This window comes from Serratia sp. PL17 (genome assembly GCF_017832355.1).
Classification (GTDB): domain Bacteria; phylum Pseudomonadota; class Gammaproteobacteria; order Enterobacterales; family Enterobacteriaceae; genus Serratia.
Genome location: NZ_JAFIBY010000001.1, coordinates 1,781,175 through 1,804,277, shown reverse-complemented (window position 1 = coordinate 1,804,277; position 23,103 = coordinate 1,781,175). Strand labels below are relative to the sequence as shown.

The window sequence follows — 23,103 nt, the reverse complement described above, 5'->3', positions numbered from 1 at the left end:
AGTTAGCAGAAATGCATGACAGGATCATTGGCACTTTCATTGAACGTGAGCACTACGTTTGATGGAGCATCAACACATTGAATACATGACCCCCGGCAAAAGTAATTGACGTCTAATACATTTGCCTTCATTAGAGATAACAGGATTTATGGAAAAGCTGCCGCCAATGGCATCAACTTTTTCCTGCTTGGTATTCAGATTCTTGAGTGAAACACCCCCTGGAGCTTTCAACAGAAGATCGTCAAAGCAGGGGACACCGGCTAATTGTGCCAGCGCTTGAGCAACCTCTGTAACAGGCTGCCGTGCCCGGACGTTAGAAGCGGCCATAGGGAGAATGAACCCGACTTTTTGAAATAGTGGGTAGGCTTTAGCATAAAGGTATTTGGCCAGCGGCTGAACCTGAGTCCAGTCAGATTTATATTTAAGCTGATAAACAGCTTCGCCTACCTCGGTACGCGTAGTGTCATAAATGTTGTGACCCCACTCTTTTTGTCCTGTCACCACGCTGAACTTGCTGTGCTTGTCCAGTACGACACCATGATCCCAGTTACCCGTAATGTCTTTGATGTTCACTTCCATCGCCGCCCCCTCATTCGTTACAAAATATGAATAAAGATACACTCGTTAAGAATTAAAGCACGCTGAAACGTGGAGTGAATACGATGGAGGTTGGCAATAAGTCACTAGTAGCAGTTAGAACCAACATCCCCCGCAAGGTATAATCCTTAAAAACACACATATACTCATTTACACATTCAAAACACATTTACTCATTTGAGTTTATGTGTATAATTAAACTCAAGTGAGTAAACACACAAATGAGGTTTAGACATGAAAATCATCGCGTTCCTCAACCCCAAAGGGGGGTCTGGTAAAACGACTGCTGCAATCAACGTCAGTAGCTGCCTTGCCAGTTCGGGTAAGAAAATTGCAGTTGTAGATACAGACCCGCAGATGAGCCTGACTAACTGGAATAAAGCAGAGAAAGCAGCATTCGATGTTTACACCGCAGCATCAGAGAAAGACGTTTACCAGGTAAGAAAGGATCTTGCTGAATATGACTTTGTCATTATTGATGGTGCCGGTTCTCTATCAGTTATTACTTCAGCAGCCGTTATGGTCAGCGATCTGATTATCATCCCGGTAACACCCAGCCCTCTGGATTTTTCCGCTGCCGGTTCTGTAGTAACTGTACTGGAAGCCCAGGCTTATAATCGTCCGGTAGAAGCTAGATTCCTCATCACACGGAAAATTGAACAAGCCACCATGCTTAACGTCCTGAAAGATAGCATTGCTCAGACGGGTATTAAGCCGTTCAAAACAGCGATCACACAGCGCCAAAGTTACGTTAAATCCGTGATGGAGGGTGAGAGCGTTTTCGATACCAACGATGGAGCAGCGAAGGGCGAGATAGCCATTTTGACGCGAGAAATACTTGAATCATTTGAGTAAAAACTCATATACTCATTTTAGCATATTAAGAGGTTATGTATGGCACTAACTAAACAACATACATCAAAAACAATGAGTTTCGGTGAGCATCGTGATCTTGAAAAAGTCGTCAATAGCACACCCACAGGAAAGCAGAAGAGAGTCAACGTTAACTTTGATGAAGAAATACATATCCGCTTCAAAGCTGCGTGTGCAAAGCAAGGTACATCTATTACTGATGTAATAAAGGACTTGGTTGATAACTGGCTGAAAGAAAATGACAGTTAAAAACTCAAATGTGTAAATACACATTAACTCAAAAACACACTACTTTTTTCCGAGAACACTGATCTGGTGCATAAATTTTTTATGTGCCGGATCGGTGTTGGCCAAGCAAAGCGCGGCAGCGTGTTTAGATTTACAGTAAATGGCGTTTATGGTTCATCTGTTGGTGCAAAATACGTGCAATCAGAATATCCGTATCACGGACCGTATAAAAAATGGCATGTCGCTGAAATTCAATGCGCATCACACCAGGGACGGTATTGTAGTCCCGCCCCATATCAGGCATTCCGGCCAGCGTCTCGAAAAATGCCTCAAGTGCGTCTGTATAATGGTCTGCCTGAGCTTCACCAAATTTTAAGAGCGTATAGTCATAAATCCCGGCGAAGTCTTCTGCCGCCCGTTCGGTGAGTTTATACACGATGTCTCAGTTTTCTTTGTGCTGCAATATCCCGCAGTGATAGCGAGCTTTCACCGCTTTCCAGCCCAGCAATAACAGCCTGGCGAACAACTTCATCGTTTGTTTCCTGTTGCTCCAGCAATCGCAGCGCAGAGCGCATAACTTCACTCGCAGAGCCGTAACGGCCACTGTCTATTAATCGACTGATAAACGAATCGAGTTGTTCGCCAATCGTAACGCTTGTTGTTCTGGCCATAACGCCCCCTGTGTTAACTATCAACACAATGATAGGAATACTTGCTCCTGGTGTCAACGAATGCACCCAAACGGATTTTTACCCCCTTTCCTGCTAGACCAGTTTTTTTAGCTTACTTTTAGCGATGAAGTAGGTAAGGGCGAAAAGCGCCTTTTCGCTGTAGTGCGTTTCGTTAACTCCCTGCCTCCGGGCATAGACCGGAGGTGCTACTTAAAGTTTGTTAGGGAGCATAGCGACCATTCCGAACCGGCGCGGCCGTCTGGCCGCTGCAAGGGCGGTCATTGTTGGTTTTCTCCGTTATCCACAGAACTTATCCAGCGAATAAGTAGATCTTTAATGAAATTAAGTAGGTCGAAGACCTGATTGTTTTGCAGCTAACTATTGGTTGATTGCAGATAACCCCATTTAGCTATTTGCAGATAAGTGTGCATAAAAGATATAACGCCGGTGTTGATTGGGGTTTTGACCAAATATAGGTGAGGTTATCGTGATGATAGTGGCTAAAAAACGAGCTGCTTTAGCAGATGGACAACGAACATCCTCCGCAGGGAAACGGATTAGTAAAAAGAGGGCGGGTTAGTGAGGCGGGGCTGTGCCTGGCTGCTCCATATTTACCAGTTCAAGCTGGTAAAGCTGAGTCCAGACCATTTTTTCAAACTGCTGAGGGGTTAGATGGTGTATATCACCCTTCATATCACGGAAAATACGCTCGGCCACCTGACGCTTTCGCTCATCGAACGGTAATTCGGCCAGCTTACGCAGTTGTTTGCCCTCAATAGCGCGTGTACGGCGGCTAAGTATCGTCTGATGGCGGCAACGTTCATACCAGCGTTTACGGGCTTCTTTTACTGTCATAGCCTCGCCGGGTTGTAGAATGCCGTCCTCAATAGCGCGTAGGCGTTCTTCTTGCTCTGCTCGTAGCTTGTCCATATCCACACCGGTAAGACGCCAGCCTTCTTCTGTAATAATGATATGCTTAGGAAAACGGCACCCGTTCACATAATCCCACTCAGTTTCAGGCGCAAGGACTATGCCAAATCTCGCCAGTTCGTCTATCAGACGCGACACCCTGGATACCGTCACGGCGGTTTCAAGAATGATGTGGCCATCTTCATCCTGTGGGCTGAGTTCTTCGGCCAGCTTAGTGACGTTGATAGTGACGATACCGGTGGCAAGATCGGCCTTATTGATGAAAAGCACAAACAGCGCATCGAGCAAACGCCGGCGTACGTCTCGGAACGCTCTTTTCCGGTCAGCTACTGGCCGTAAAAAAGTGAAGATGGGATCGGCAGAAACACGACGACGAATAACCCAGGCACCAGAAGTCTTATCCTGGCTCATAAGGTTACGTAAGGCTCGGCCATGCTGTTTACTGAGAGGTTTATAATGCGCCGGACGCACATAGAGCGGTAACGGACATTTACAAACTGTAGAATGTTCGCCACGGTGACGCTTGTCTGGGTTTTTCTGAGGGGTATTTTTCTGATTATTCACACCCGCCCGCACTTATGGCAGGGCAGAGGGCTTGCTTAGGTTTACGCATTTGCTATAATCCTTACTGCCGCATGGCAGTATTTGCCCCCCTGACACCTGAATCAGCCCGCCAAAGTTGAAGACAGGATCAGGGGGTTTTACTTTGTGGCTTTCACCACTCCCTAGACGCTATTACCGGGAACGTCTCACCCGTACGAATTCTTGTAAACGCACGTAAATTACCACGTTGCGAAACAACGATCAATTCCCTTCCTCAAAGATCCCTCAACATCACTAATCTATTTTATCAATAAATTCATAAAGATATTGAGTCTCAATAATGTTGACACTGATCACATTCACAGTAATAAGATCAGCGCCTAATCCCTGTTCTAAACAAATAAAGAGATAAAATCAATCTTTCAAACAATCATTTAGTTGTTTGACTAGCTTTCGGGCTTCATCACGCTGCGATGCCAATTTTTGGGCTTCAGCCAACGTGCTGTAGTAGGGATTTGTATCAGGGTTCATGCGATTGCGATGAAATTTCAACATATTCTCTGCAAAATCATCATCAACCGTATAGAAATAGCTCTCTGGATAATCCAGTGCTTTAGCAACCCGAAGAACGAAATCAAAAGGAGGAGTGAAACGCCCGACCTCGTAATTAGATAGTCGAGAACGAGTATTAACGCCCTCTACACCAATGAGTTCAGACAACTTTTCCTGAGATAATCCAGCAGCCTCCCGCGCTTCTTTTAACCTTTTCGGCACCATAGCACTTCACCTTGTTTTGTTTTCTATCATACAAGGCGCAGTCCTCACCCTACGTTCATCCAAACAAACAAGCTTGATTATATGTACATCAATGTTATTATCACTAAAGATTCTTGATATTGACATACCCTTACGAACTGTATAAAAATAAATACTGTATTTATGTACAGCATGTTTATTTATACAGGATGTTTTATGAGTACGCGGCCACGGGCGGCGGAAAATGGGGGCTTGTGCCCACAAGGAAGGGAAACATGAATTTATGGTATGTGTTGTACTGCAAGGTTCAGGATGTTGATAAAATAACCAGAAGGGTCAACAGCTTAGGCGTTAGTGTTTTTTGTCCCCGCTATGTGCGAGTCTCTCACCGAACCGACTGTAATTCGGTTCGTATCGACGAAAAAGTGTTGTTCCCTAATTATTTGTTCCTCTCTTTTGATATCAACAAAATCCATACATCAACGATTTCGTCTATCCCTGGGGCTATCGGCTTCATTCGTTTCGGTTCAGATGCCTGTACGGTTCCTCAGAAAGTGATATCAGCGATTGAATGTGCTCGCCTGATAGCGTTGAACAATGACGATCAAGCCATTGAGTGCCGTAATATTTCGCCCGCTTTGCTGCTAAAAATTCAACAAATCTCGCTTATCAAGTCGATAGAACAACGACAGGTTGCCTTTTCACACCTCCTGCAATCAGGTGACCTCTAAGTAAAATCCTCTCACTGTTCCACACATACCGGCACTGTAGGCAATCGCCTGCGGTGCCTTTTTAATAGGAGTAGACATATCCATGCCGAAAAAGAAGTTGGGCGAGCCAACGAGTACGGCGGTGATTTACATCGGACAGCAGCGTTACCAACTGTTAGCAAAACATGCTCGCGAAATCAGCTACTTATCCAACACCAATATCAAACCAAGTACATTCCTTCACTACTTGATTGATGAATTCACCAAAAAAGGCCATGCCTCACTGCTTAACCAGTTGCAGAAGGCTCCCCCCACTGAAGAGGAATAAACCATCTAATAGGAGGATACATGATTTCATCCGCCGTGCTTCTGACTCTGGCGATGCAATGCGCCCCAACCATTCACCCTGATACATCGCATGATGTAGCCAGAGTTGAGTCGGGGTTAAACCCCTTTGCTATTGGTGTTGTCGGCCAGAAAAAAGGGCTTTTCCCCAGCAACATAAACGACGCTCTTGATCATATCGACCAGCTCAAGGCGAAAGGTAAAAATTACTCGGTCGGTCTGATGCAAATCAACCAGGCCAATTTTTCCCGTTACGGTGTCACTGCAAAACAACTGTTTAATCCCTGCACCAACCTGACCGTCTTCGAAAAAATCATCACTGACTGCTACCTCCGGGGCGGCACCCTGAAAAGGGCGCTGAGTTGCTATTACTCCGGCAACTTTGATACCGGCCAGAAGCCCGAAGCCGCATTTTCCAAAACCAGCTATGTACAGCGGATGGGTTACAAACCCGCGCAAAAATATGTCGTGCCTTCCAGCAAGGCCGATCAAGAAAAGCAAAACGCCACACCAGGCAATGCAGCACCCACGCCGCAGATACGTTATCCCAAAGGTATTGTACGCGGCGATCTCATCACCTCCGACGCGCAAGCGTCACCTAACCAGGCTACACCCGTTTCTTTCCCGTCACAGGTTGTGCGGGGGGAGTTTGTAGTCACTACATCTAAATAAGGAAATATCATGAAAATTTTACGCTCTATTAAAAACGCTCCTGCCTACCTTGCTGCTGTTGCGGCCTCTGCTGCCATGTCCTCACCGGCATTCGCGGACGGGTTCGCCAAAGCCGAAACGTTGCTGGAAAAAATCTCGTCTGGCCTCACCGGTCTGGCCATCGTCACCATTACCATCGCCGTTATCTGGGTCGGTTACAAAGTGTTATGGGACGGCAAAAGCCTTCACGACTGTAAAGGGATCATCATTGGCGGCATTCTTATTGCCAGCGGTGCAGAAATCGGCGCTCTGTTGATGAGCTAAGGGGCGGAAATGGTCACGCTGAATAAAGCCCTGACGCGCCCCGCTATGCTGTTTGGCATTCCGATGGTGCCGTTAGTTATCGTCAGTGGGGCAATTATCCTGCTGGCGATATACCTCACTAAACTTTTGTTGCTGTTCCTGCCGGTAAGCTGGTTTGTCATGAACCAGATGGCTAGAAAGGATGCCCACGTTTTCGGATTAGCCTTTTTAAAACTGAAAACGCGGGGCAATAAGACGTGCAACACCCACTACGGCGCAACGGCGTTCCTGGCGAACGACTACGACGCCGTAGACATCACGGAGTTCATCAACACTATGCGACTTAACGAACGGGTCACGCTCACCAAGCACATTCCGTATTCGTCGCACATTCATGAAAACGTCATTAAAACCCGAGGTAGTGACCTGATCGCAACGTGGGAAATTGGCGGAACGGCGTTTGAATGTGATACGGAAGAAAATCTCGACATACTGTCTGGTCAGTTTAATAACCTGATTAAGTCCTTTGAAGGGCGACCGGTGACGTTTTACGTTCACAATATCCGTGAAACGTACCACGATCACTTTGACGGGCATTCGGGTAACGATTTTGCCGATACGGTCAGCGAACGATACTACTCGACGATTGAAAACCATCCTTTCCGCCATAATCGTCTGTTCTTCACCGCCTGTTATATGCCCTTTGTCGGACTGGATAAGGTCGAGCGCAAACGGATGTCCGACGGACAGAAGCAACATGCGTTAGACAGTGCATTAAAAGAGATGTTGGAGATCTGCCAGACGGTCGGCACGTCCCTGTCGCGTTTCACCGCGAACCAACTCGGGGCTTATGAAGAAAATGGCCGCGTATTTTCGTCGCAACTGTCTTTCTATCGGCGGCTGTTAAGCGGCGTCTGGCAGAAGACAGCCGTTACGCGTACGCCATTTTATGAAACGCTCGGCACAACCGATCTGTTTTTCACCGGCGATGCTGGTCAAAGCAATAACGTGAACGGAAAGACCTTCTTCCGTGGGCTGGAAGTGAAAGACTACGCGCCGGAATCCTTCACCGGGATAATGAACGTGTTGCTGTATGCCCCGTGTGACTATGTGATCACCCAGTCTTTTACCTGTATGGCGAAAGATGAAGCGCAAAAGCACATCAAGCAGACGGCCAAGCGTTTACGCAGCACGGAAGATGATGCCATTTCGCAGCAGGAAGACTTATTTGTTGCCCTGGACATGTTGCAGGCCGGACACATTGCCTTTGGTAAATATCATTTTTCCCTGATGGTATCGGCACCCGGCACAGAACGGCTGATTAAAGATACAAACAGCCTGATCAACGCCTTCACCGATCTGGGTATCACCCCGACACTCTCCACGTTGTCGTTGCCCGCTGCCTACTTGGCACAAATGCCGGGTGTGTACACGCTAAGGCCGCGACTTGTCCCCATCAGCAGCCAGAATTTTGCAGAACTGGCGTCATTCCATAACTTCTATACGGGGAAACGGGATAAGAACCCCTGGGGTGAAGCGCTTTGCGTTCTCAAAACCCCCTCGGGCGGGGCGTATTACATGAACCTGCACAACTCAATGCTCAATAAGGATGATTTCAACGAGAAAAATCTAGGCAATACCAGCGTTATCGGCACCGCCGGTTCGGGCAAAACAATGCTGATGGCATTCATTCAGGTCATGATGCAGAAATATCGGCAACCCCGGAGTTTTTCGCCGCAGGCTAAAACTCAGCGTCTTACTACCGTTTATTTTGATAAGGACAGGGGGGCAGAACTTAACGTAAGGGCGTTGGGCGGCCAGTATTATAAGGTGAAAAACGGTGAGCCTACCGGCTGGAATCCCTTCCGGCTTCCACCGACAAAACGCAATCTGAACTTCATCAAGAAGCTGATGCGCATACTCTGCACCCGCAACGGACAAACCTTGTTCCCGCGCGACGAGCTGCGTCTTAGTCAGGCAGTGGATGCGGTCATGAAGGAGCTACCGGCTGAACACCGTGGGTTTGGTATTACCCGGCTGTTGGAGAACCTTACCGAGCCGCCAACGAAGGAAGCGCAGGAAAACGGGTTACGTGTCAGGTTGTCACAGTGGGCGCAGGGTGGCGAATACGGCTGGGTTTTCGATAATGACCTGGACACCTTTGATATTGGCGAATGCGACAATTTCGGCATCGATGGCACGGAATTTTTGGACGATGCCGACGTGTGTGCGCCGATTTCGTTTTACCTGCTGTATCGCGTCACCAGCTTGCTCGACGGGCGACGCTTGGTGATCTTCATGGATGAATTCTGGAAATGGCTCAACGACCCGGTCTTTTCTGATTTCGCCTTTAACGTGCTGAAAGTCATCCGCAAACTGAATGGCCTGTTTATTCCTGGTACTCAGTCACCGGCGGAAATACTGATTAACCCGATATCTCCTGCCGTGGTGGAGCAGTGCGGCACGCAAATCTTTACGGCAAACCCGAAGGCTGACCGCAAAGACTATGTTGATGGTCTGAAAGTCGCCCCGGAGATCTTCGACATCATCAAGAACCTCGATCCGCTGTCACGCCAGTTCGTAATAGTGAAAAGCCCCCTGAAAAAGGGTGATTTACGCAACTTTGCAGCACTCGTCACCCTTGACCTGTCCGGGCTTGGTACTTACACAAAAGTGTTAAGTAGCAGCGCTGACAACCTCGAAATTTTTGATTCTGTGTTTCAGGACGGCATGAAGCCGGACGACTGGCTAGAACGCTACCTGCAACTCGCTCTCTGAAAGGAAATAACATGAAAATGAAAACTCTGTCCGCCGCCTGTCTGGCGGGGGCTTTGCTGTGTCCATCACTGACAGCCTATGCCGGTATTCCTGTCATGGTTGATGCTGATCCGTTACGTCAGATTCAATACGCGACTGACGCCCAAAACTGGCTTAAAACGGTAGAACAGTATAAATCCCAGCTCAATGCCTACAAATCGCAACTGGCGACCGCGACCGGCGTACGCAACGTGCAGGACTTTTTGAGCCAGGCTAAGGGGCTGTCGAATGACCTTAAAAACCTGCAAAAAAACGGCATTTCACTCAACGACCTACTGACGAACTCCGGCGGGTCATACAGCAGCGCGCTAAACGGCCTGTACCGCAAGTACAAGATGTTTGACACCTGTGATGCTACGCAGACCCAAAGCTATGCTGATACCTGTAAACAAATCGTCATTAACCGGGCGGTGGCCGTCGAAGATACCACTGCGGTACAGGAGAAGATCAACAGTACGGTGAGTGATATTTCTACCCTTGTAAGTCGTATCGAAATGTCGCAAGACGCTAAAGAGTCACAGGATTTGGCGAACACCATAACGTCAAAAAGTGTACAGTTAAACGCGCTGACCACGCAGTGGGAAATGAGCGTGAAACAGTCGGAACTGCGTGATCAAATGCTGACATCGCAGCGACAAAAAGCCCACCGACAGCAACAACTGAGTGCGCCGGTAGCTGATTTAAACAACTTATGACAAGGATTTTTCATATGACGATTAATAACCGCACTATTTTATCTTCCCTGCTTGTTTTAAGCCTTTTTGCTTTAGGTGGTTGTGAAGAAAAGAAAACTGAGGAGTGGTATATGGCTCATCATGACGAATTACTAAAAGACTATGCCGATTGTTTGAAAACCAAAACATTCAGCAGTGAGCGATGCATTCCTGTAGTGAATGCAAAAAAGAGATCTATCAATGAACCTGACATTGCAGCAGGAATAAAAAAAATCCAAATGGAGTACATGCAAAGTAAAATAACCCCGGAGAATAACAAATCATGAGTAGCGAAGGCATTTTCACAGGAATGGATGCCGCGGTAATGAATGGTTTGAATAGTGTTATACAGGGGCAAATGTCCCTGTATTCAACAATGATGGCTGGGCTAGTTACCGGCTCTGCCACTCTGTACATTCTTTGGCGTGGTTATCAGACACTGGCGGGTAAGCTGCATACCCCGGTAGAGGACGTAGCGTGGGATTTGGCGCGGATGGGGATCATCCTGGCATTTGTCACTAATGCTGATGGTTATCTGGACGCGTCTGTTGCCGCCATTAATGGTTTAAAAGACGGACTAAGTGGAAGTGAAAATGTTTGGGTTTTATTAGATACCCTTTGGGGTAAAGCACAAATATTAGGGGAGAAACTTTTTAACCTCGATGATTCCACTTACGTGCAACTCAATGGCGGCATTGCAGAGCTATTGGTCTGGGGGGGGACAATAGTGACTTTGGTTATTGCCACTATTGTGAATATGGGAGCTGAAATAATGTTGTTGTTAATGACAACGACGGCACCCATATTTATTTTTTGCCTGATATACGGTTTTCTCCGCCCGATGTTCAATAACTGGCTCCAGGTAATTTTTACCGCGATCCTAACGCTCATGTTCTCGGCTTTATCTCTACGGATTGCGATTCAGTATTTAAGTAGTGTACTGGATAAAGCAAGTAGCGGAGCTGATGTAAACAACATCGTGACGCTGGCGGCACAAAGCTGTCTCGCAGGTATCGGTGCCGGGTTCGTGGTCTGGTTATCGGCAAAAATTGCCGGTTCACTGGCAGGGGCTAGCGTACAGGGTGTGGTACAGGGCGCGGCTAAAATGGGGCTAATGGCAGGCGGCGGCGCAGCGAAAAAAGCCGCAAGTACCGTAGGAAAGCCAGTGGGGAATGCTTTAGGCAGTATTGGCGATAAGGCAGCGAATAACCTCAAAGGCTCATCGGCCAGTAATGCCAAAGCATCGGCAAAAGCCGCAGTGGAGAAAATGAAAGCCCAAAATTAGCAGATATCCCGCCACACCTGTTCCCATCGCAAGACTCATTACTTTTTAATCCTTTCAGGAACCTAAACCATGAAACGCTTCATCATATTTATGATGTTGTGCACCCTTGCGGGCTGCGCACAGCAAAGCCATTTCCCGCCGGATGTTTCCGGCGACCTTCAACCCGTTAATTCCGCTTCCGTTATGCAGGAGGTGAATAATGTCTGAATTACAAAAAACGCTGAATACCTCGCAGTCGTTTGAAAAAGTGATGCTGACACGCGATGCGCGGGCTAAAAAACTCGCCTTTGTTATCGCCGCCGTCGCCACGGTATTTGCCTTACTTTCCGTTGTGGCCGTCATTGTCATGCTTCCGCTAAAACACACGGAGGTCGAGCTTTACACCGTAGACAGCCACAGCGGGCGGGCGGAATACGTCACCCGAGTGAAAGAAAAAGACATTTCTACCGAGGAGGCAATGGCTAAAGCCTTCGCCGCCAATTACGCCACGCTCCGGGAGGGATACAACTATTTCGCCCTGCAAAGCAATTACGACACGGTGCAGCTCTTTAACAGCGGACAGGTCAACGCGGACTATCTTGCCTGGTTCGCCGGACAGGATGCCCCCGACAAGGTTTATCAGAACGCGGCTAACGTGGTGGAAACTGAGGTCATTTCCAACATCATCAGCCAGGCTACCGCGCCCGATATGCTGGCAACCCTCCGACTGAAAAAAACCATCCGACACGTTGTAGACGGCGCGACGCGCGTCGAATTCTGGAACGTTCGTCTGACATACCACTATGTGCCACACAAGGCGCTGACTGACGCACAGCGTGAGAGTAATCCGCTGGGCTTCATCGTCACCAGTTACCAGCGTGACAAAGAACTGAGGAAAGAATAATGCGTAATCTATTCGTCATTCTCACTTTGATGCTCTGCTCATCGGCGTGGGGAGCCGCAACCCCACAGGGTAGCCGGTACGACAGCCGTATGCAGCAGGTGGCGTACAACGTGCAAAACAGCACGGTGATCAACACCCGCGCCGGCTACGTCACCACGCTGGTATTTGCCGATGATGAGGCGGTGATCAGCACCGAAGTCGGCTTTATTAAAGGATGGGCGGTAACAAAGGAGGCGAACCGCGTCTATATTCGCCCAGCTCCCATCACGCAGCCGGTGACGGATGCGGACGGCTCAACCGTCCAGCAGGCATTTTTACCCGAGTCGAAAGACTGGAAAACCAACCTGTTTGTCACCACGTCGGCACACTTCTACAGCCTGGAGCTTAACGTGCTCGATGAAGGCGCACCGGCAAGCAGTCTGGCGTTTGTTGTGACCTGGAATTATCCCGATGCCAGTCGCAAGGCCAACATGGAAGCCGTTAAAGCGCGGCAAAAGGAGCTGACGGAGGCGCAGGAAAAAAGCCGCATCGCCAAAGCGTTTAATGCCGCCACTACACCGCGAAACTGGAACTATGCGCAGCGTGTGAAGCAGGGCAGTGAAATGGCTATGCCGGACTTTGCCTATGACGATGGCCGCTTCACTTACCTGGGCTTTTCACCGCTGAAAAAGATCCCGAGTCCCTTCCTGCTCGTCAACGGCAAAGAACAAACGACCATCCCGTCGTTCTCGCAACAGGGCAACTATCGCGTGATGGTCGTTCACTCGCTGGCTCCAAAGCTGGTCTTACGCTACGGCGACGCCGTGGTGGGCATTGTTAATCAGGGATTTGGTCTGGCAACGGTCAGCAACGGCAGCACCGTTTCACCGGCGGTTAAACTGGAGGAAAAACCATGACGGATACGCAAAACCCAACGCCTCTCGATGGGAGCGAAAGCCCCGTACCCGAGAGAGAAAAAACGGTGGCCGAGCTGGAAGTTGAAGCACGCGAACGGGCGCAGGCACAGCGTAAAGAGTCTGCACCGGTGGAGGACGTTAAACCCGACCAACCAGAGGTAAACAGCCTCAAAAAGCGCGGTAAAAACCGTCTTATGACGCTGGGAATACTGCTTCTGGCGGCGCTTATCGTATTAGCCTGGATGGGTGACTGGGCTTATAACCATTTCATGAGCGCCCCCGCTCCCAAGGCTGAACAGGCAAAAACGGCACCGGATGATGTCAGTTACGGACGGAAACGCCAGGGCATGGGGATGGCTGAAAACCCGCTGGGGTTGCAGGACACCGCGTCAACCGATACCAAAACAAACCTTCCTCGCCCCGCCGCTCCGGCAGTTTCATTTAACAAGTCGATGGCTCTGGCGGCGATGTCCAGCACGCAAAGCAGCGGCCAAACCGCCACGGTTTCGCGCACGGCTGAACGCAGTACCACAGAGCACAGCGTATCTCCCGCGACCGCGCAGCCTTATACACCCTGCACGGTGACGCTGGTCATGGATGCCAGCGGAAAGCTGGCCTGTCCTGTCGGAGCGGAGGCATCACCGGGTGTGGCACCGGCAGTTTCCACAGTAACCGGCGTACAACGTATGCGGCTTGACCCGGATTTGTATATTCCGGTCGATACCTATATTCCCTGTACGCTTCAAACCCGCTTTGTGTCCGACGTTGCCGGGCGTATTTCCTGCCTGATATCTGAGGACGTTTACAGCGAAAGCACCCATGTACGGCTGATACCCGCAGGCACCCGCGCCCGTGGCGTCTACAAGACCGGCACACTCAATCACGGCCAGGCGAGGATGTTCGTGATGTGGACGGAACTCAGAACCCCGGACAGGTTAAAAATCCCGATGGTTGATTCTCAGGTCGTAGGCCAGCTCGGTGAGGCCGGTATTGATGGCTGGATCGACACGCATTTCTGGGAGCGTTTCGGCAACGCAATGATGCTCAGTACCGTGCAGGACGTCGCCGCAGCAACGGCAAGTTCCGCCCCGTCGAAAGACCGCAATACCGATTACACGGAAAATTCACGCGCTGCCGCCGCTGAAATGGCAAAAACGGCGCTGGATAACAGCATCAATATCCCGCCAACCATCTACAAAAATCAGGGCGATATCATCGGCATCATGACCGGTTCAGACATCGATTTTTCAGGCGTCTACAGCCTGAAACTCAAATAAGGAGGGCATTATGGGCGTCAGTAACATTTCACTCGACCAGCATAAACAACGCATGTTCGGGGATTTTCTTCACCTCGATGGCCTGACCGAAATCGCGGTAAATCGTCCCGGAGAGCTGTTTACCAAAATTCGCGGGGTGTGGCAAAAACACCCCGTTCCGCTCACGCTGGCACAGTGTCAGACGTTTGCCACCGCGCTTGCCAACTATCAGGGCGACCATATTGATGATACGTCGCCGGTGCTGTCCGCCACGCTCGAATCTGGCGAACGTTGCCAGGTGGTGATGCCTCCGGCTTGTGAGCGAGATACGGTGTCGATCACTATCCGCAAGCCTTCCCTGATACAAATTCCCCACCAGTCCTATATCGACGGCGGCTTTTACGACCGGGTCACGGGTAAGGAGAAAACAGCAAGCCATGATGACGAACTTTTACGTTTATACAATGCCGGAGCTATTCCCGCTTTTATGGAGAAGTGTGTCGAATATGGCAAGACCATCATCATCGTGGGCGGTACGGGGTCGGGGAAAACAACCTACCTGAAAACGATGATCGGGTATATCCCCGTCAACCTGCGACTGGTGACTATCGAGGACAACCCGGAGACGCGCTTTTATGGCCATGAAAATTACGTGCATCTTTTTTACCCCGCCGATGCGGGAGAAAAAGCCATTGTGACCCCAGCCAGTCTGGTACGGGCAAACTACCGCATGAACCCTGACCGCATTTTACTGGCCGAGGTGCGCGGAGGTGAAGCCTGGGACTGTCTGAAAATCATCGGCTCGGGGCATGAAGGGCTGATCACTTCTCTGCACGCCGGTAGCCCGGAAGAGGCCATTAACGGGCTGGCGGAACGCTGTTATCAAAACATGGAATGCCAGAACATCCCCTATTCGGTACTGCTGCGTAAGGTATTGAACAGCATTGATGTCATCGCCAGCATTGACGTGAGCGGCGATATTCGCCGCATGGGTGATATTTACTTTAAGCCGGTGCATCGCGCCGGTGTGATGGAGAATTTCAGGAATGAAACATTTTAAACCCCTGGTTGTACTCAGCGCATTGCTGGTACTCGCGGGCTGTTCATCCCCGCCCGAACCGGCAGCCGTCGAGTGGGATAAGCCTCTTTCGCCGACCAACGGCACATTGCCTTTATGGCAGGAAAACATGGTTGTTACACCGTCGCCGGTCGTGTCCGGGCAGTGGTCGAGAGTGATCACCGATTTTCAAGATGAAGGACAGATTTGGACGCCTGATGTCTGGTATGCCGTTGCTCATTCCCCACACGTTGCCGTCTCTGCGCCGGATGCGACCGCGTTCTTTGCTGCTAAAGCGTGGTTGAGACAACACGGCGCACAAGGGCTTATCTCTTATCTTCCAAAAACTCACTGCCTGACCTGCAACACCACCGACATTTATTTTTCCCGATAACGACGGTGAGACAGATTTTCAATCTGTTTTTCCGACGTTGAACAACCAGAGGGCGTTAGCCGTCTTTTGTTTGTCTCAAAATCACCTCAAGGAATAAAACGTTATGAAAAAAACCGCAATCGCGGCGGCACTCCTGTGCCTGGCCGCTGGCTTTTCTGCACCTTCATTTGCTGCTGATCCGTGCGAGGTCGTCCTGTGTATGTTCGGCAAAGTAACCGGTAATAGCGGCGGCAGTGAATGCAGCAGTGCCGAAAAATCCTTTTTCAGCATTAATTCTTTTAAGAAGAAAGGCCGGTTTGACCCATCGAAGACATCAAACATGCGTAAAGCGCTTTTGGGGGAATGCAAAGCCGCAGACCCGGCAGCTATAGCCAAAATCATCAGTCAATTCGGGCGGATCAGGGGGTAATCATGAGACTTTTTATCGCAGAAAAGAAAGGATTGGGTGAAGTGATCGCCCTCGCCCTGGGCAACGGTGTAAACCGTGGCGGTTATATCGAATGTGGCACCGACGTGGTGACGTGGGGATCAGGCCACCTGCTCGAGCTGGTCAAGCCTGAAAGTCATAACCCCGCTTATGAAAAATGGAACGAGGCTGATTTACCGCTGAAACTGCGCCCGCACCGCTACCAGCCGATTGAGCGCACCGCAGGTCAGTTTAAAACGGTGGCGGCGCTGATTGAGAAGGCGAGTGAGATTGTTCACGCTGGCGATCCCGACGCCGAAGGCCAGCTTTTAATTGATGAAATTTTGACGTACACCGGCACGAAAAAACCGGTGAAGCGCGTCCTTATCAATGACCTGAACACGGAGAAAGCGCGACAGGCGCTGACGCAGTTACGCGACAACAGCGAGTTTTACGGATTATCCCAAAGCGCATTAGCGAGAAGCGTTGGCGATCAACTCTTTGGCTTCAATATGACTCGTGGTTACACCCTCGCCGCCCGTAAAAAAGGCGGCAAAGATGTGTTATCTGTTGGTCGGGTACAAACGCCGATACTGGGTCTGATCGTTCACCGTTATGAAGCCTTCAAAAACCATGCGGCAGCGTTTTATTACGCTGTCAGCGCCGGTTTTATGATTAACGGTTTTGACCTGACCCGTTGCGACGGAGGCGAGATACCGGCGAGATTTTCCGTACCAGACGATGCCCCTACGGACGATAAAAAACGCATTATTGATAAGCACTACGCTGATTATATTGCCAGTACGACACAGCACCAACCCGCCACGGTGACACAGGCACAGACCGAACCTAAAGCCTCACCGGCACCGCTGCCCTTCTCGCTGTTAGATTTGCAGGTTCACATGAGCCGTGAGCACGGTCTGCCCGCTGAAAAAACGCTGGCAGTGACGCAATCGCTGCGCGATAACTTTAAGGCGATCACCTATAACCGCTCAGATTGTCGATACCTGAATAACGAACAGTTTAATGATGCGCCTCAGACTATCGCGGCGGTGAGTGCAGCATTAAGCGGCACGTTTCCCCCGCAAGTTCTGGCCGACCTCGACAGCAACAAAAAAAGCCGTGCCTTTAATGAAGGTAAAGTCGGAGCGCATACCGCGATTATCCCGACCGGCACCGCGCCCGATACAGCAAAAATGAGCCAGGACGAACGCGCGGTATACACCGCGATTGCCACGCAGTACCTGGCTCAATTCTTACCGGAAAAAACGTATCTGGCGGCCAGCGTCAGTTTTTGCGCAGCGGGCAACACCTTCACGGCCAGTGCCAGGAAAACAACCGGGATGGGCTGGACGGCGCTTTTACAAGAGAGCGACATCGACGCTGAAAGCGGCGACGGAGAGAGTGAGCCGGGGAAAGATAATGGCGATGGCTTATTTTCCATATTAACGGCACTTAGCGTGAACGATGCCGGAACCTGTAAAACCGTCACCGTCAAAGCGGAGAAAACCAAACCACTTCCACTTTATACCGAAGCCACGCTGTTACGTGATTTGCAGCGCGTGGCAAAATATGTGAAAGACCCGCGTATTAAAGCTTTATTAGTCAGCCGGGACAAAGACACTGAGGGCGAAAATGGCGGGATTGGCACACCGGCAACTCGCGCCGAAATGTTAAAAACCTTACTGAACCGCAACTTTTATACTGTAGAAAAAAAGAAACTTATTCCCACGGAATTAGGCATCAGCTTTATTCATGCCCTGCCCTCCATCGCCACCGAACCCGATATGACCGCTCTATGGCACGAACAGCAACAGCAGATCGAAAAGGGTAAAATGACCAGCGATGCCTTTTTAGATGAGCTGGAAATCTTTATCGCGGAGCAGCTTCAACACGTCGATGTCAGCGCGGTCAGCGTCACGGCCAGCGACAAAGACAAAAGTGAAAAGAGCCAGTTTGAGCGATTAAACGCACCCTGTCCGTCCTGCGGTAGCAGCATCATTGTGACCCCTAAAATATTCCGCTGTACTCAGTGCGACTTTAAAATCTGGCCGACAATAGCGGGTAAAAACCTGACCAAGAATCAGGTTGAAACCATCATCAGTAAAGGTAAAAGCGCAGAGATTAAAGGCTTTACCAGCAAAGCGGGTAAGCCGTTCTCGGCGTTCGTGGTGCTAAAAGATAAAGCCACCGGGCAAACTGCGTTTGAGTTTCCACCACGTAAATAAGCCTTTCACCTATATGGCGGCGTCATGCCGCCACTCCCCATTAGCTTAGGTAACTTTCATTATGTCAGACATTAAATATCAAGATGCTTACACCTATCTATCCTCTGGTCGCAACATGAACCAGTTTATTAAACGGTGCGACTACGCGCTATTAACCGACCTGAAAAATAAACTTGAGGTGCATATCAGCGAGTGGGAGGCGCAGCAGGAAAAAGAACAAGAAGCCATTCAATTACGCAACGAAAAGCGCAGCGAGTTATTAGCACTGATTGTCAGTGAGGGTTTTTCACCAGAAGAATTAATAACCGCAGCGGCGATAAAAACAAAATCCCGCCGCCGGATGAAATATCAGTACAGAGACGGTGACGCCATTAAAAAATGGTCTGGTGTTGGTCGGGTTCCGCGTTTAATTCAGGAACGGTTAAATTCAGGTGCAACGTTGGATGATTTTTTAATTGCAGAGGAAATCAAAAATGAAAACCAGAATAAAAAACCCCGCAATTAAAGATGCTGTATAGATAGCAGAGTCTGTTATTTCAAGAATGGAACATAGCGCAGGGCGACGCTGTGGTTTACACGATACTTTATACAACCAGTTTCTTTCCGAGGAAATACATGAATTCGCTGACAGCCTGAATAATGATGAACGGGGTAAGTTTATAGAAATCGCCTCCACACTACATCCACACATAAAAGAATACGACTCGTATAAAACAAATACTATATTAAACAAAATCCGCAAAGAGGAAATGTGATGTTATTTGTTTTGATCGTTCAATTTTGAAAAATTGCTAACGATGGTTTTAACTTATCGTTCAATTCAGAATGAATTGTTAACGGGAAGTGGATTGAGGCAGCTAAATTCAATTTTGAAAAAATTGTTAATTTGGCGTCGCCGAAACCACTAACGAGCGTTCACCCCCAGTGAACCGAGTTAGTTGGGGGGAGCCGAATAAATTTTGCCGCCCCAGCGAGCAAAAAGCTATCGCCCACGATAGCGGTTTATTTGGGGGGCATAGCCCCGCAAACCGTCCAAGCTTAGGAGCATTATTCGAGGAACGAGAATAATACGACTTTGCGCGTGACCACCCCCGTTACGAGTAGTGATTTCCGATATTTTGAGACGAAGGCGAAAAAATAGAGGTCAAAATCACTTCGTAAGGGGGGTGGTCACGCGTAGCGTGGACGGTTTGCCGCACTTGACCTTTGGGGGTTTTGGCGTGGCGTCCAGCCGCGACATTACCCCCTTGTCTCATGAAATAAGGGCGTCCAGCCCGCATGTAATGGGACATGCCTTTATTGAGGGGACTCTAGCCCCCTCAGCATGCCCGCCTGCGGGCACAGTTTTAACGCTCTCAGATCCCCATGCAACTCGGTGAATCCACTCGGTGACAGCTTGTCACCGAGTGGATTCACCGAGACAGCTCACCGAAAGAAACCATTCAAAGGTTAAGACATGCTTAATAAAATCACAGAGAAGCTAATGCCAATAGTCGATAACGCCACGGCGTTCTTCGGCTATATGCAACAGCATCAGCTATTGTTAGCTTTATTATCAGGATTGACGTTGCCCTTTATTGTCCCGCTAAAGCGAGATGAGCATGAAAAAGCACCAATATGGCAACGAGTTATTATCTGCCTTTCACTTTTATGCTTTATATTTGGCACAATATCACCGGCCACCTCTTACGTCCTTCGCTTTCTATATCCGGCAAGGCTGGAAGTCAGTACGCCAGTAATTTTGTGGGCAATATTGATTTCATTTACTGTGGTCGGCGTGATATTTCATTACGTTGCACGCCGCGTTCTCTCACCAGAGATTGACAAACTCAAAAGGAAGATGGTTAAAAAAACCAGTCTGGAAAGAAATACGCGCACTGATGTGCGAGAAATAAAAGCATTGTTGCCCACAACTGAAAAATATGACCCCGAGAAATTCATTGATTTAACAAAAGGCGTTTTTATTGGCCTCAATGAAAACAGAGACCCGCAATATATTCCGCTCAGTGACTGGCAAAAACAACATGCGGATGTCATTGGTACGACGGGCGCAGGTAAAGGGGTTGCAACAGGGTTACTTATTTATCAAAGTATTTTAGCCGGTGAAGGCGTTTTTGAAATGGACCCAAAAAATGATGAATGGGCACCTCACTTAATAAGAAAAGCATGTGAGGATGCAGGAAAACCATTCTACCTAATTGACCTAAACAGGCCGGAATATCAGTTAAACCTTATTGACGGTATTACAGCCGAACATCTGGAAGAACTTTTTATCGCAGGTTTTAGCCTGGCGGAAAAAGGTGAAGCCGCCGATTTCTATCGTATCGATGACCGCAGAGCTGCGCGCGCGACCGCACAGTTAATCAATGAAAACCCAACCGCTACGATCCGCGATTTATTCAACAGCGATTTCGTGCAGAGCATTGCCGAAACGATTAAAGGATTTTTCGGTAAAATAGAGGAGCTGGCCTTATTAAATTCCATCAATGCGCCGGATGGTTTGGCATTAAAAAAGATTTTTGACGACGGCGGATGCTGTTACATCATCGGTTCGATGCGTAACAGTAAAGTGATCGCAACTCAGCGCATGATTTTAGTGCGGCTGATGCAGCTTGCTGAATTACGTGATCGAATCAACTCGACTCCGCGACCTATTGCTATTCACCTGGCCGAACTGAAATACCATTTATCACGGCCTGCGCTGGAAGGGTTAGGCGCAGCCCGAGATAAAGGTGTGCATATCATTATGGATCACCAGTCCGTCGCCGACTTACGCGACTGCCCCGCCGATTTAAACGGCGACGCCGTGGTGGGTGCCGTCGTTGAAAACGCCAAATTTAAACTGGTGTACAAACTGCAAGACCCCGACACCGCACTATGGGTGGCAAAAATGTCCGGCACGATTTTAGTGGACGATGAGAGTCGCAAAGCAAAAACCAATCGGGTACTGACCGAAGTGATAGACGACGAGCGCACCATCCGGCAGGCGGAGCGTTTTTATATCGACAGCAACATGCTGTTAAACCTGCCTCCGTTCGTCAGCTATATTTTCACGGCCACAGAATTACCCCGCACCTCCTTAATCTCACCCTTGAAAGTGAAAAAACAGCCTTTACAGGTTTATGACGTCACGCCGATCACACCCATCTCGATTAAAAAGCCGCTCGACTTTACTGATGCACCCGCAGCAAAAACGACACCCGTTTTAGTGGCGGCAGAAAAAAGCAGAACAGCCGAGATAGCACCCGTTGAGCCGGTTGCTGAAACGTCTTCTTTTGATTTCGATGAATAAGGGAATGCCATGCTGATAAGTAGCGATAAAGAACGCAAAGGTCGTAACAGTGAAAAAATGGCGCAGCTTCTTAATTTTTTGAAAGAGGAAACCTACAGCGATTTTGACACGCTAAAACAGCTTTTTAAGTATAAGGCACATCAACCGCTTTACCTTCTGCTCGATAAACTGGAAGGAATGGGGCTTATTCAAAAATACGTTTTCGTCTCTCGCCTCGGCAGTCTCACGCTGTGGGGAATAACCCAGGATGGGATCGCCGTCGTACTCAGCCCAGAAGACAAAATTTTCCCCGCACGATTTGAACCGGCAAAGTTAAAAGGCTGGAGTCTCGATCACCATCTGGATAATCAACTGGTACACCTTACGCTGGCACAAAAAGGCGCGACGGACTGGATTAACGGCGACCGTAACACCTTTTTAAATCAGTTTAAGGTGAAGCACCGGCCTGACGGATTAATCACACTGCCAAATGGCAAACGGATCGCCATTGAAACCGAACGTAGTTTAAAAACGAAAGCACGCTATCAGCAAATTATCGCCAGTCACCTGAGAGCGCGAACGGAAAACCTCTGGTTTTTCGTGTTCTACATCGTGCCGGATGAGCAAAAGAAGCGGGCATTAATGCTGTTATTCAACACGATAAAACAGGTTATCGAAAACAGCCAACATGTCACGCTGGAAGCGAAGCACCGTAACGTATTCCGCTTTTATACAATGGATGAACTAAAAGCCCTGGAGTTAACAACCTATGCTTAAAATTACTCTGCCTGCCCTTCTCCTGGTTGTTTTCCCGGCATTTGCCGCCCCCACCGTCAGCGTCGGTTTTTCTCCGTCACATACCGCACTGCAAAACGTTCTGTCGGTGGTCAATGACGCCTCAACGTCACTTGATGTTGAGGCGTATAGCTTCACCAGTAAGCCTATTGCGACGGCGATCGTTTCCGCGCAAAAAAGAGGCGTTCGCGTTCGCGTCGTAGCAGATGGGAAAGCGAACGGCGATCGTTATTCAGCCGTCACTTACCTGGCAAATAATCATGTTCCGGTGCGCCTCAACAGCCGTTACGCCATCATGCATAACAAAGTGATGATCGCAGATGGCAGCACAGTACAAACAGGGTCATTTAATTACACGGCCAGCGCCGACACACGCAACGCCGAAAACAACATAGTGTTACGAGGCGTTCCGCAAATTGCGGCACAGTATGAGAAAGAATTTAATCGCCTGTGGGCAGAAAGCGAAGTTTTAGCACCGGCCTATTAAACATCGGC

27 protein-coding genes are annotated in these 23,103 nt (G+C 49.1%); 22 read left to right on the top strand and 5 right to left on the bottom strand.

Translation table 11 applies throughout. The features are described from left to right. Window positions 1–69: 69 nt before the first annotated feature. A complete protein-coding gene (locus tag JOE25_RS08720) occupies window positions 70–579 on the bottom strand; it encodes a ComF family protein (RefSeq protein WP_209634110.1) in 510 nt (169 codons plus the stop codon). Window positions 580–831: 252 nt separating this feature from the next. Here JOE25_RS08720 and parA point away from each other — a divergent pair, with 252 nt between their 5' ends. After that, window positions 832–1,452, top strand: a complete 621-nt coding sequence (gene parA / locus JOE25_RS08715; RefSeq protein WP_008815938.1) for a ParA family partition ATPase — start codon at window positions 832–834, stop codon at window positions 1,450–1,452. Window positions 1,453–1,491: 39 nt separating this feature from the next. Beyond that, a complete protein-coding gene (locus JOE25_RS08710; RefSeq protein WP_008815937.1) occupies window positions 1,492–1,719 on the top strand; it encodes a plasmid partition protein ParG in 228 nt (75 codons plus the stop codon). Between the two features lie 130 nt (window positions 1,720–1,849). On the opposite strand, the gene JOE25_RS08705 is transcribed toward JOE25_RS08710, so the two are convergent. The 4 genes from JOE25_RS08705 to JOE25_RS08690 form a co-directional block, all read right to left on the bottom strand. Continuing rightward, window positions 1,850–2,134 (bottom strand): type II toxin-antitoxin system RelE/ParE family toxin, encoded by a 285-nt coding sequence (locus JOE25_RS08705; RefSeq protein ID WP_008815936.1) that lies wholly within the window; start codon window positions 2,132–2,134, stop codon window positions 1,850–1,852. Next, entirely contained in the window at window positions 2,127–2,369 is a 243-nt protein-coding gene (locus JOE25_RS08700) for a type II toxin-antitoxin system ParD family antitoxin (RefSeq protein ID WP_008815935.1), read from the bottom strand. Before JOE25_RS08700 ends, JOE25_RS08705 begins: the two co-directional genes overlap by 8 nt. Before the next feature lie 576 nt (window positions 2,370–2,945). Continuing rightward, window positions 2,946–3,863: a plasmid replication initiator RepA gene (repA, locus tag JOE25_RS08695; protein ID WP_265557192.1), complete on the bottom strand. Its 918-nt coding sequence runs from the start codon at window positions 3,861–3,863 to the stop codon at window positions 2,946–2,948. A gap of 393 nt (window positions 3,864–4,256) precedes the next feature. Then, window positions 4,257–4,619 carry a helix-turn-helix transcriptional regulator gene (locus JOE25_RS08690; RefSeq protein WP_209634106.1) on the bottom strand — a complete coding sequence of 121 codons (363 nt, stop codon included), beginning with the start codon at window positions 4,617–4,619 and terminating at the stop codon, window positions 4,257–4,259. A 254-nt stretch (window positions 4,620–4,873) separates the two neighbouring features. Here JOE25_RS08690 and JOE25_RS08685 point away from each other — a divergent pair, with 254 nt between their 5' ends. From JOE25_RS08685 to JOE25_RS08590, 20 genes are all read left to right on the top strand, one after another. Beyond that, window positions 4,874–5,329, top strand: a complete 456-nt coding sequence (locus tag JOE25_RS08685) for a transcription termination/antitermination NusG family protein (RefSeq protein WP_209634104.1) — start codon at window positions 4,874–4,876, stop codon at window positions 5,327–5,329. An 82-nt stretch (window positions 5,330–5,411) separates the two neighbouring features. Beyond that, window positions 5,412–5,636 (top strand): hypothetical protein, encoded by a 225-nt coding sequence (locus JOE25_RS08680; protein ID WP_209634102.1) that lies wholly within the window; start codon window positions 5,412–5,414, stop codon window positions 5,634–5,636. 20 nt (window positions 5,637–5,656) lie between these two features. Further along, on the top strand, window positions 5,657–6,325 hold the full coding sequence (locus JOE25_RS08675) for a lytic transglycosylase domain-containing protein (RefSeq protein ID WP_008815930.1): 669 nt from the start codon (window positions 5,657–5,659) through the stop codon (window positions 6,323–6,325). Window positions 6,326–6,334: 9 nt separating this feature from the next. Then, window positions 6,335–6,628 carry a TrbC/VirB2 family protein gene (locus tag JOE25_RS08670; protein WP_040118340.1) on the top strand — a complete coding sequence of 98 codons (294 nt, stop codon included), beginning with the start codon at window positions 6,335–6,337 and terminating at the stop codon, window positions 6,626–6,628. A gap of 9 nt (window positions 6,629–6,637) precedes the next feature. Next, entirely contained in the window at window positions 6,638–9,385 is a 2,748-nt protein-coding gene (locus JOE25_RS08665; RefSeq protein ID WP_209634101.1) for a VirB3 family type IV secretion system protein, read from the top strand. Window positions 9,386–9,402: 17 nt separating this feature from the next. Beyond that, window positions 9,403–10,119 carry a type IV secretion system protein gene (locus tag JOE25_RS08660; protein WP_245209806.1) on the top strand — a complete coding sequence of 239 codons (717 nt, stop codon included), beginning with the start codon at window positions 9,403–9,405 and terminating at the stop codon, window positions 10,117–10,119. Between the two features lie 14 nt (window positions 10,120–10,133). Further along, entirely contained in the window at window positions 10,134–10,424 is a 291-nt protein-coding gene (locus JOE25_RS08655; protein WP_040118343.1) for an EexN family lipoprotein, read from the top strand. Next, complete coding sequence (locus JOE25_RS08650; protein WP_040118344.1) at window positions 10,421–11,422, top strand: type IV secretion system protein; 1,002 nt, start codon at window positions 10,421–10,423, stop codon at window positions 11,420–11,422. The genes JOE25_RS08655 and JOE25_RS08650 overlap by 4 nt, the downstream gene beginning before the upstream one ends. 69 nt (window positions 11,423–11,491) lie before the next feature. Further along, window positions 11,492–11,629 (top strand): hypothetical protein, encoded by a 138-nt coding sequence (locus JOE25_RS08645; RefSeq protein WP_169818577.1) that lies wholly within the window; start codon window positions 11,492–11,494, stop codon window positions 11,627–11,629. Further along, window positions 11,622–12,305 (top strand): type IV secretion system protein, encoded by a 684-nt coding sequence (locus JOE25_RS08640; protein ID WP_040118345.1) that lies wholly within the window; start codon window positions 11,622–11,624, stop codon window positions 12,303–12,305. The genes JOE25_RS08645 and JOE25_RS08640 overlap by 8 nt, the downstream gene beginning before the upstream one ends. Next, window positions 12,305–13,201: a P-type conjugative transfer protein VirB9 gene (virB9, locus tag JOE25_RS08635; protein ID WP_182321286.1), complete on the top strand. Its 897-nt coding sequence runs from the start codon at window positions 12,305–12,307 to the stop codon at window positions 13,199–13,201. Before JOE25_RS08640 ends, virB9 begins: the two co-directional genes overlap by 1 nt. Further along, entirely contained in the window at window positions 13,198–14,478 is a 1,281-nt protein-coding gene (virB10, locus tag JOE25_RS08630) for a VirB10/TraB/TrbI family type IV secretion system protein (protein WP_209634098.1), read from the top strand. The genes virB9 and virB10 overlap by 4 nt, the downstream gene beginning before the upstream one ends. Before the next feature lie 10 nt (window positions 14,479–14,488). Continuing rightward, a complete protein-coding gene (gene virB11 / locus JOE25_RS08625; protein ID WP_040118348.1) occupies window positions 14,489–15,517 on the top strand; it encodes a P-type DNA transfer ATPase VirB11 in 1,029 nt (342 codons plus the stop codon). Continuing rightward, window positions 15,504–15,908 carry a cag pathogenicity island Cag12 family protein gene (locus JOE25_RS08620; RefSeq protein WP_040118349.1) on the top strand — a complete coding sequence of 135 codons (405 nt, stop codon included), beginning with the start codon at window positions 15,504–15,506 and terminating at the stop codon, window positions 15,906–15,908. The genes virB11 and JOE25_RS08620 overlap by 14 nt, the downstream gene beginning before the upstream one ends. A 103-nt stretch (window positions 15,909–16,011) precedes the next feature. Beyond that, a complete protein-coding gene (locus tag JOE25_RS08615; RefSeq protein WP_094543465.1) occupies window positions 16,012–16,317 on the top strand; it encodes a conjugal transfer protein in 306 nt (101 codons plus the stop codon). 2 nt (window positions 16,318–16,319) lie between these two features. Continuing rightward, entirely contained in the window at window positions 16,320–18,542 is a 2,223-nt protein-coding gene (locus JOE25_RS08610; RefSeq protein ID WP_209634096.1) for a type IA DNA topoisomerase, read from the top strand. Window positions 18,543–18,603: 61 nt separating this feature from the next. Continuing rightward, window positions 18,604–19,047 carry an H-NS family nucleoid-associated regulatory protein gene (locus JOE25_RS08605; protein WP_209634094.1) on the top strand — a complete coding sequence of 148 codons (444 nt, stop codon included), beginning with the start codon at window positions 18,604–18,606 and terminating at the stop codon, window positions 19,045–19,047. Window positions 19,048–19,998: 951 nt separating this feature from the next. Further along, window positions 19,999–21,834, top strand: a complete 1,836-nt coding sequence (locus tag JOE25_RS08600; protein ID WP_209634092.1) for a TraM recognition domain-containing protein — start codon at window positions 19,999–20,001, stop codon at window positions 21,832–21,834. Window positions 21,835–21,843: 9 nt separating this feature from the next. Then, window positions 21,844–22,590, top strand: a complete 747-nt coding sequence (gene mobC / locus JOE25_RS08595; protein ID WP_209634090.1) for a MobC family replication-relaxation protein — start codon at window positions 21,844–21,846, stop codon at window positions 22,588–22,590. Further along, window positions 22,583–23,095: a phospholipase D family protein gene (locus JOE25_RS08590; RefSeq protein ID WP_209634088.1), complete on the top strand. Its 513-nt coding sequence runs from the start codon at window positions 22,583–22,585 to the stop codon at window positions 23,093–23,095. The genes mobC and JOE25_RS08590 overlap by 8 nt, the downstream gene beginning before the upstream one ends. The last annotated feature ends 8 nt before the right edge of the window (window positions 23,096–23,103 follow it).

What these genes read in the sequence shown, in the direction of transcription:
- JOE25_RS08605 (WP_209634094.1), top strand. Translation starts at nt 18,604, where the DNA reads ATGTCAGACATTAAATATCAAGATGCTTACACCTATCTATCCTCTGGT.
- JOE25_RS08640 (WP_040118345.1), top strand. Translation starts at nt 11,622, where the DNA reads ATGTCTGAATTACAAAAAACGCTGAATACCTCGCAGTCGTTTGAAAAA.
- JOE25_RS08650 (WP_040118344.1), top strand. Translation starts at nt 10,421, where the DNA reads ATGAGTAGCGAAGGCATTTTCACAGGAATGGATGCCGCGGTAATGAAT.
- JOE25_RS08700 (WP_008815935.1), bottom strand. Translation starts at nt 2,369, where the DNA reads ATGGCCAGAACAACAAGCGTTACGATTGGCGAACAACTCGATTCGTTT.
- mobC (WP_209634090.1), top strand. Translation starts at nt 21,844, where the DNA reads ATGCTGATAAGTAGCGATAAAGAACGCAAAGGTCGTAACAGTGAAAAA.
- JOE25_RS08610 (WP_209634096.1), top strand. Translation starts at nt 16,320, where the DNA reads ATGAGACTTTTTATCGCAGAAAAGAAAGGATTGGGTGAAGTGATCGCC.
- JOE25_RS08680 (WP_209634102.1), top strand. Translation starts at nt 5,412, where the DNA reads ATGCCGAAAAAGAAGTTGGGCGAGCCAACGAGTACGGCGGTGATTTAC.
- JOE25_RS08710 (WP_008815937.1), top strand. Translation starts at nt 1,492, where the DNA reads ATGGCACTAACTAAACAACATACATCAAAAACAATGAGTTTCGGTGAG.
- virB9 (WP_182321286.1), top strand. Translation starts at nt 12,305, where the DNA reads ATGCGTAATCTATTCGTCATTCTCACTTTGATGCTCTGCTCATCGGCG.
- JOE25_RS08665 (WP_209634101.1), top strand. Translation starts at nt 6,638, where the DNA reads ATGGTCACGCTGAATAAAGCCCTGACGCGCCCCGCTATGCTGTTTGGC.
- JOE25_RS08600 (WP_209634092.1), top strand. Translation starts at nt 19,999, where the DNA reads ATGCTTAATAAAATCACAGAGAAGCTAATGCCAATAGTCGATAACGCC.
- JOE25_RS08670 (WP_040118340.1), top strand. Translation starts at nt 6,335, where the DNA reads ATGAAAATTTTACGCTCTATTAAAAACGCTCCTGCCTACCTTGCTGCT.
- JOE25_RS08690 (WP_209634106.1), bottom strand. Translation starts at nt 4,619, where the DNA reads ATGGTGCCGAAAAGGTTAAAAGAAGCGCGGGAGGCTGCTGGATTATCT.
- virB10 (WP_209634098.1), top strand. Translation starts at nt 13,198, where the DNA reads ATGACGGATACGCAAAACCCAACGCCTCTCGATGGGAGCGAAAGCCCC.
- JOE25_RS08620 (WP_040118349.1), top strand. Translation starts at nt 15,504, where the DNA reads ATGAAACATTTTAAACCCCTGGTTGTACTCAGCGCATTGCTGGTACTC.
- parA (WP_008815938.1), top strand. Translation starts at nt 832, where the DNA reads ATGAAAATCATCGCGTTCCTCAACCCCAAAGGGGGGTCTGGTAAAACG.
- JOE25_RS08720 (WP_209634110.1), bottom strand. Translation starts at nt 579, where the DNA reads ATGGAAGTGAACATCAAAGACATTACGGGTAACTGGGATCATGGTGTC.
- JOE25_RS08675 (WP_008815930.1), top strand. Translation starts at nt 5,657, where the DNA reads ATGATTTCATCCGCCGTGCTTCTGACTCTGGCGATGCAATGCGCCCCA.
- JOE25_RS08660 (WP_245209806.1), top strand. Translation starts at nt 9,403, where the DNA reads ATGAAAACTCTGTCCGCCGCCTGTCTGGCGGGGGCTTTGCTGTGTCCA.
- virB11 (WP_040118348.1), top strand. Translation starts at nt 14,489, where the DNA reads ATGGGCGTCAGTAACATTTCACTCGACCAGCATAAACAACGCATGTTC.
- JOE25_RS08685 (WP_209634104.1), top strand. Translation starts at nt 4,874, where the DNA reads ATGAATTTATGGTATGTGTTGTACTGCAAGGTTCAGGATGTTGATAAA.
- JOE25_RS08590 (WP_209634088.1), top strand. Translation starts at nt 22,583, where the DNA reads ATGCTTAAAATTACTCTGCCTGCCCTTCTCCTGGTTGTTTTCCCGGCA.
- JOE25_RS08655 (WP_040118343.1), top strand. Translation starts at nt 10,134, where the DNA reads ATGACGATTAATAACCGCACTATTTTATCTTCCCTGCTTGTTTTAAGC.
- JOE25_RS08645 (WP_169818577.1), top strand. Translation starts at nt 11,492, where the DNA reads ATGAAACGCTTCATCATATTTATGATGTTGTGCACCCTTGCGGGCTGC.
- JOE25_RS08615 (WP_094543465.1), top strand. Translation starts at nt 16,012, where the DNA reads ATGAAAAAAACCGCAATCGCGGCGGCACTCCTGTGCCTGGCCGCTGGC.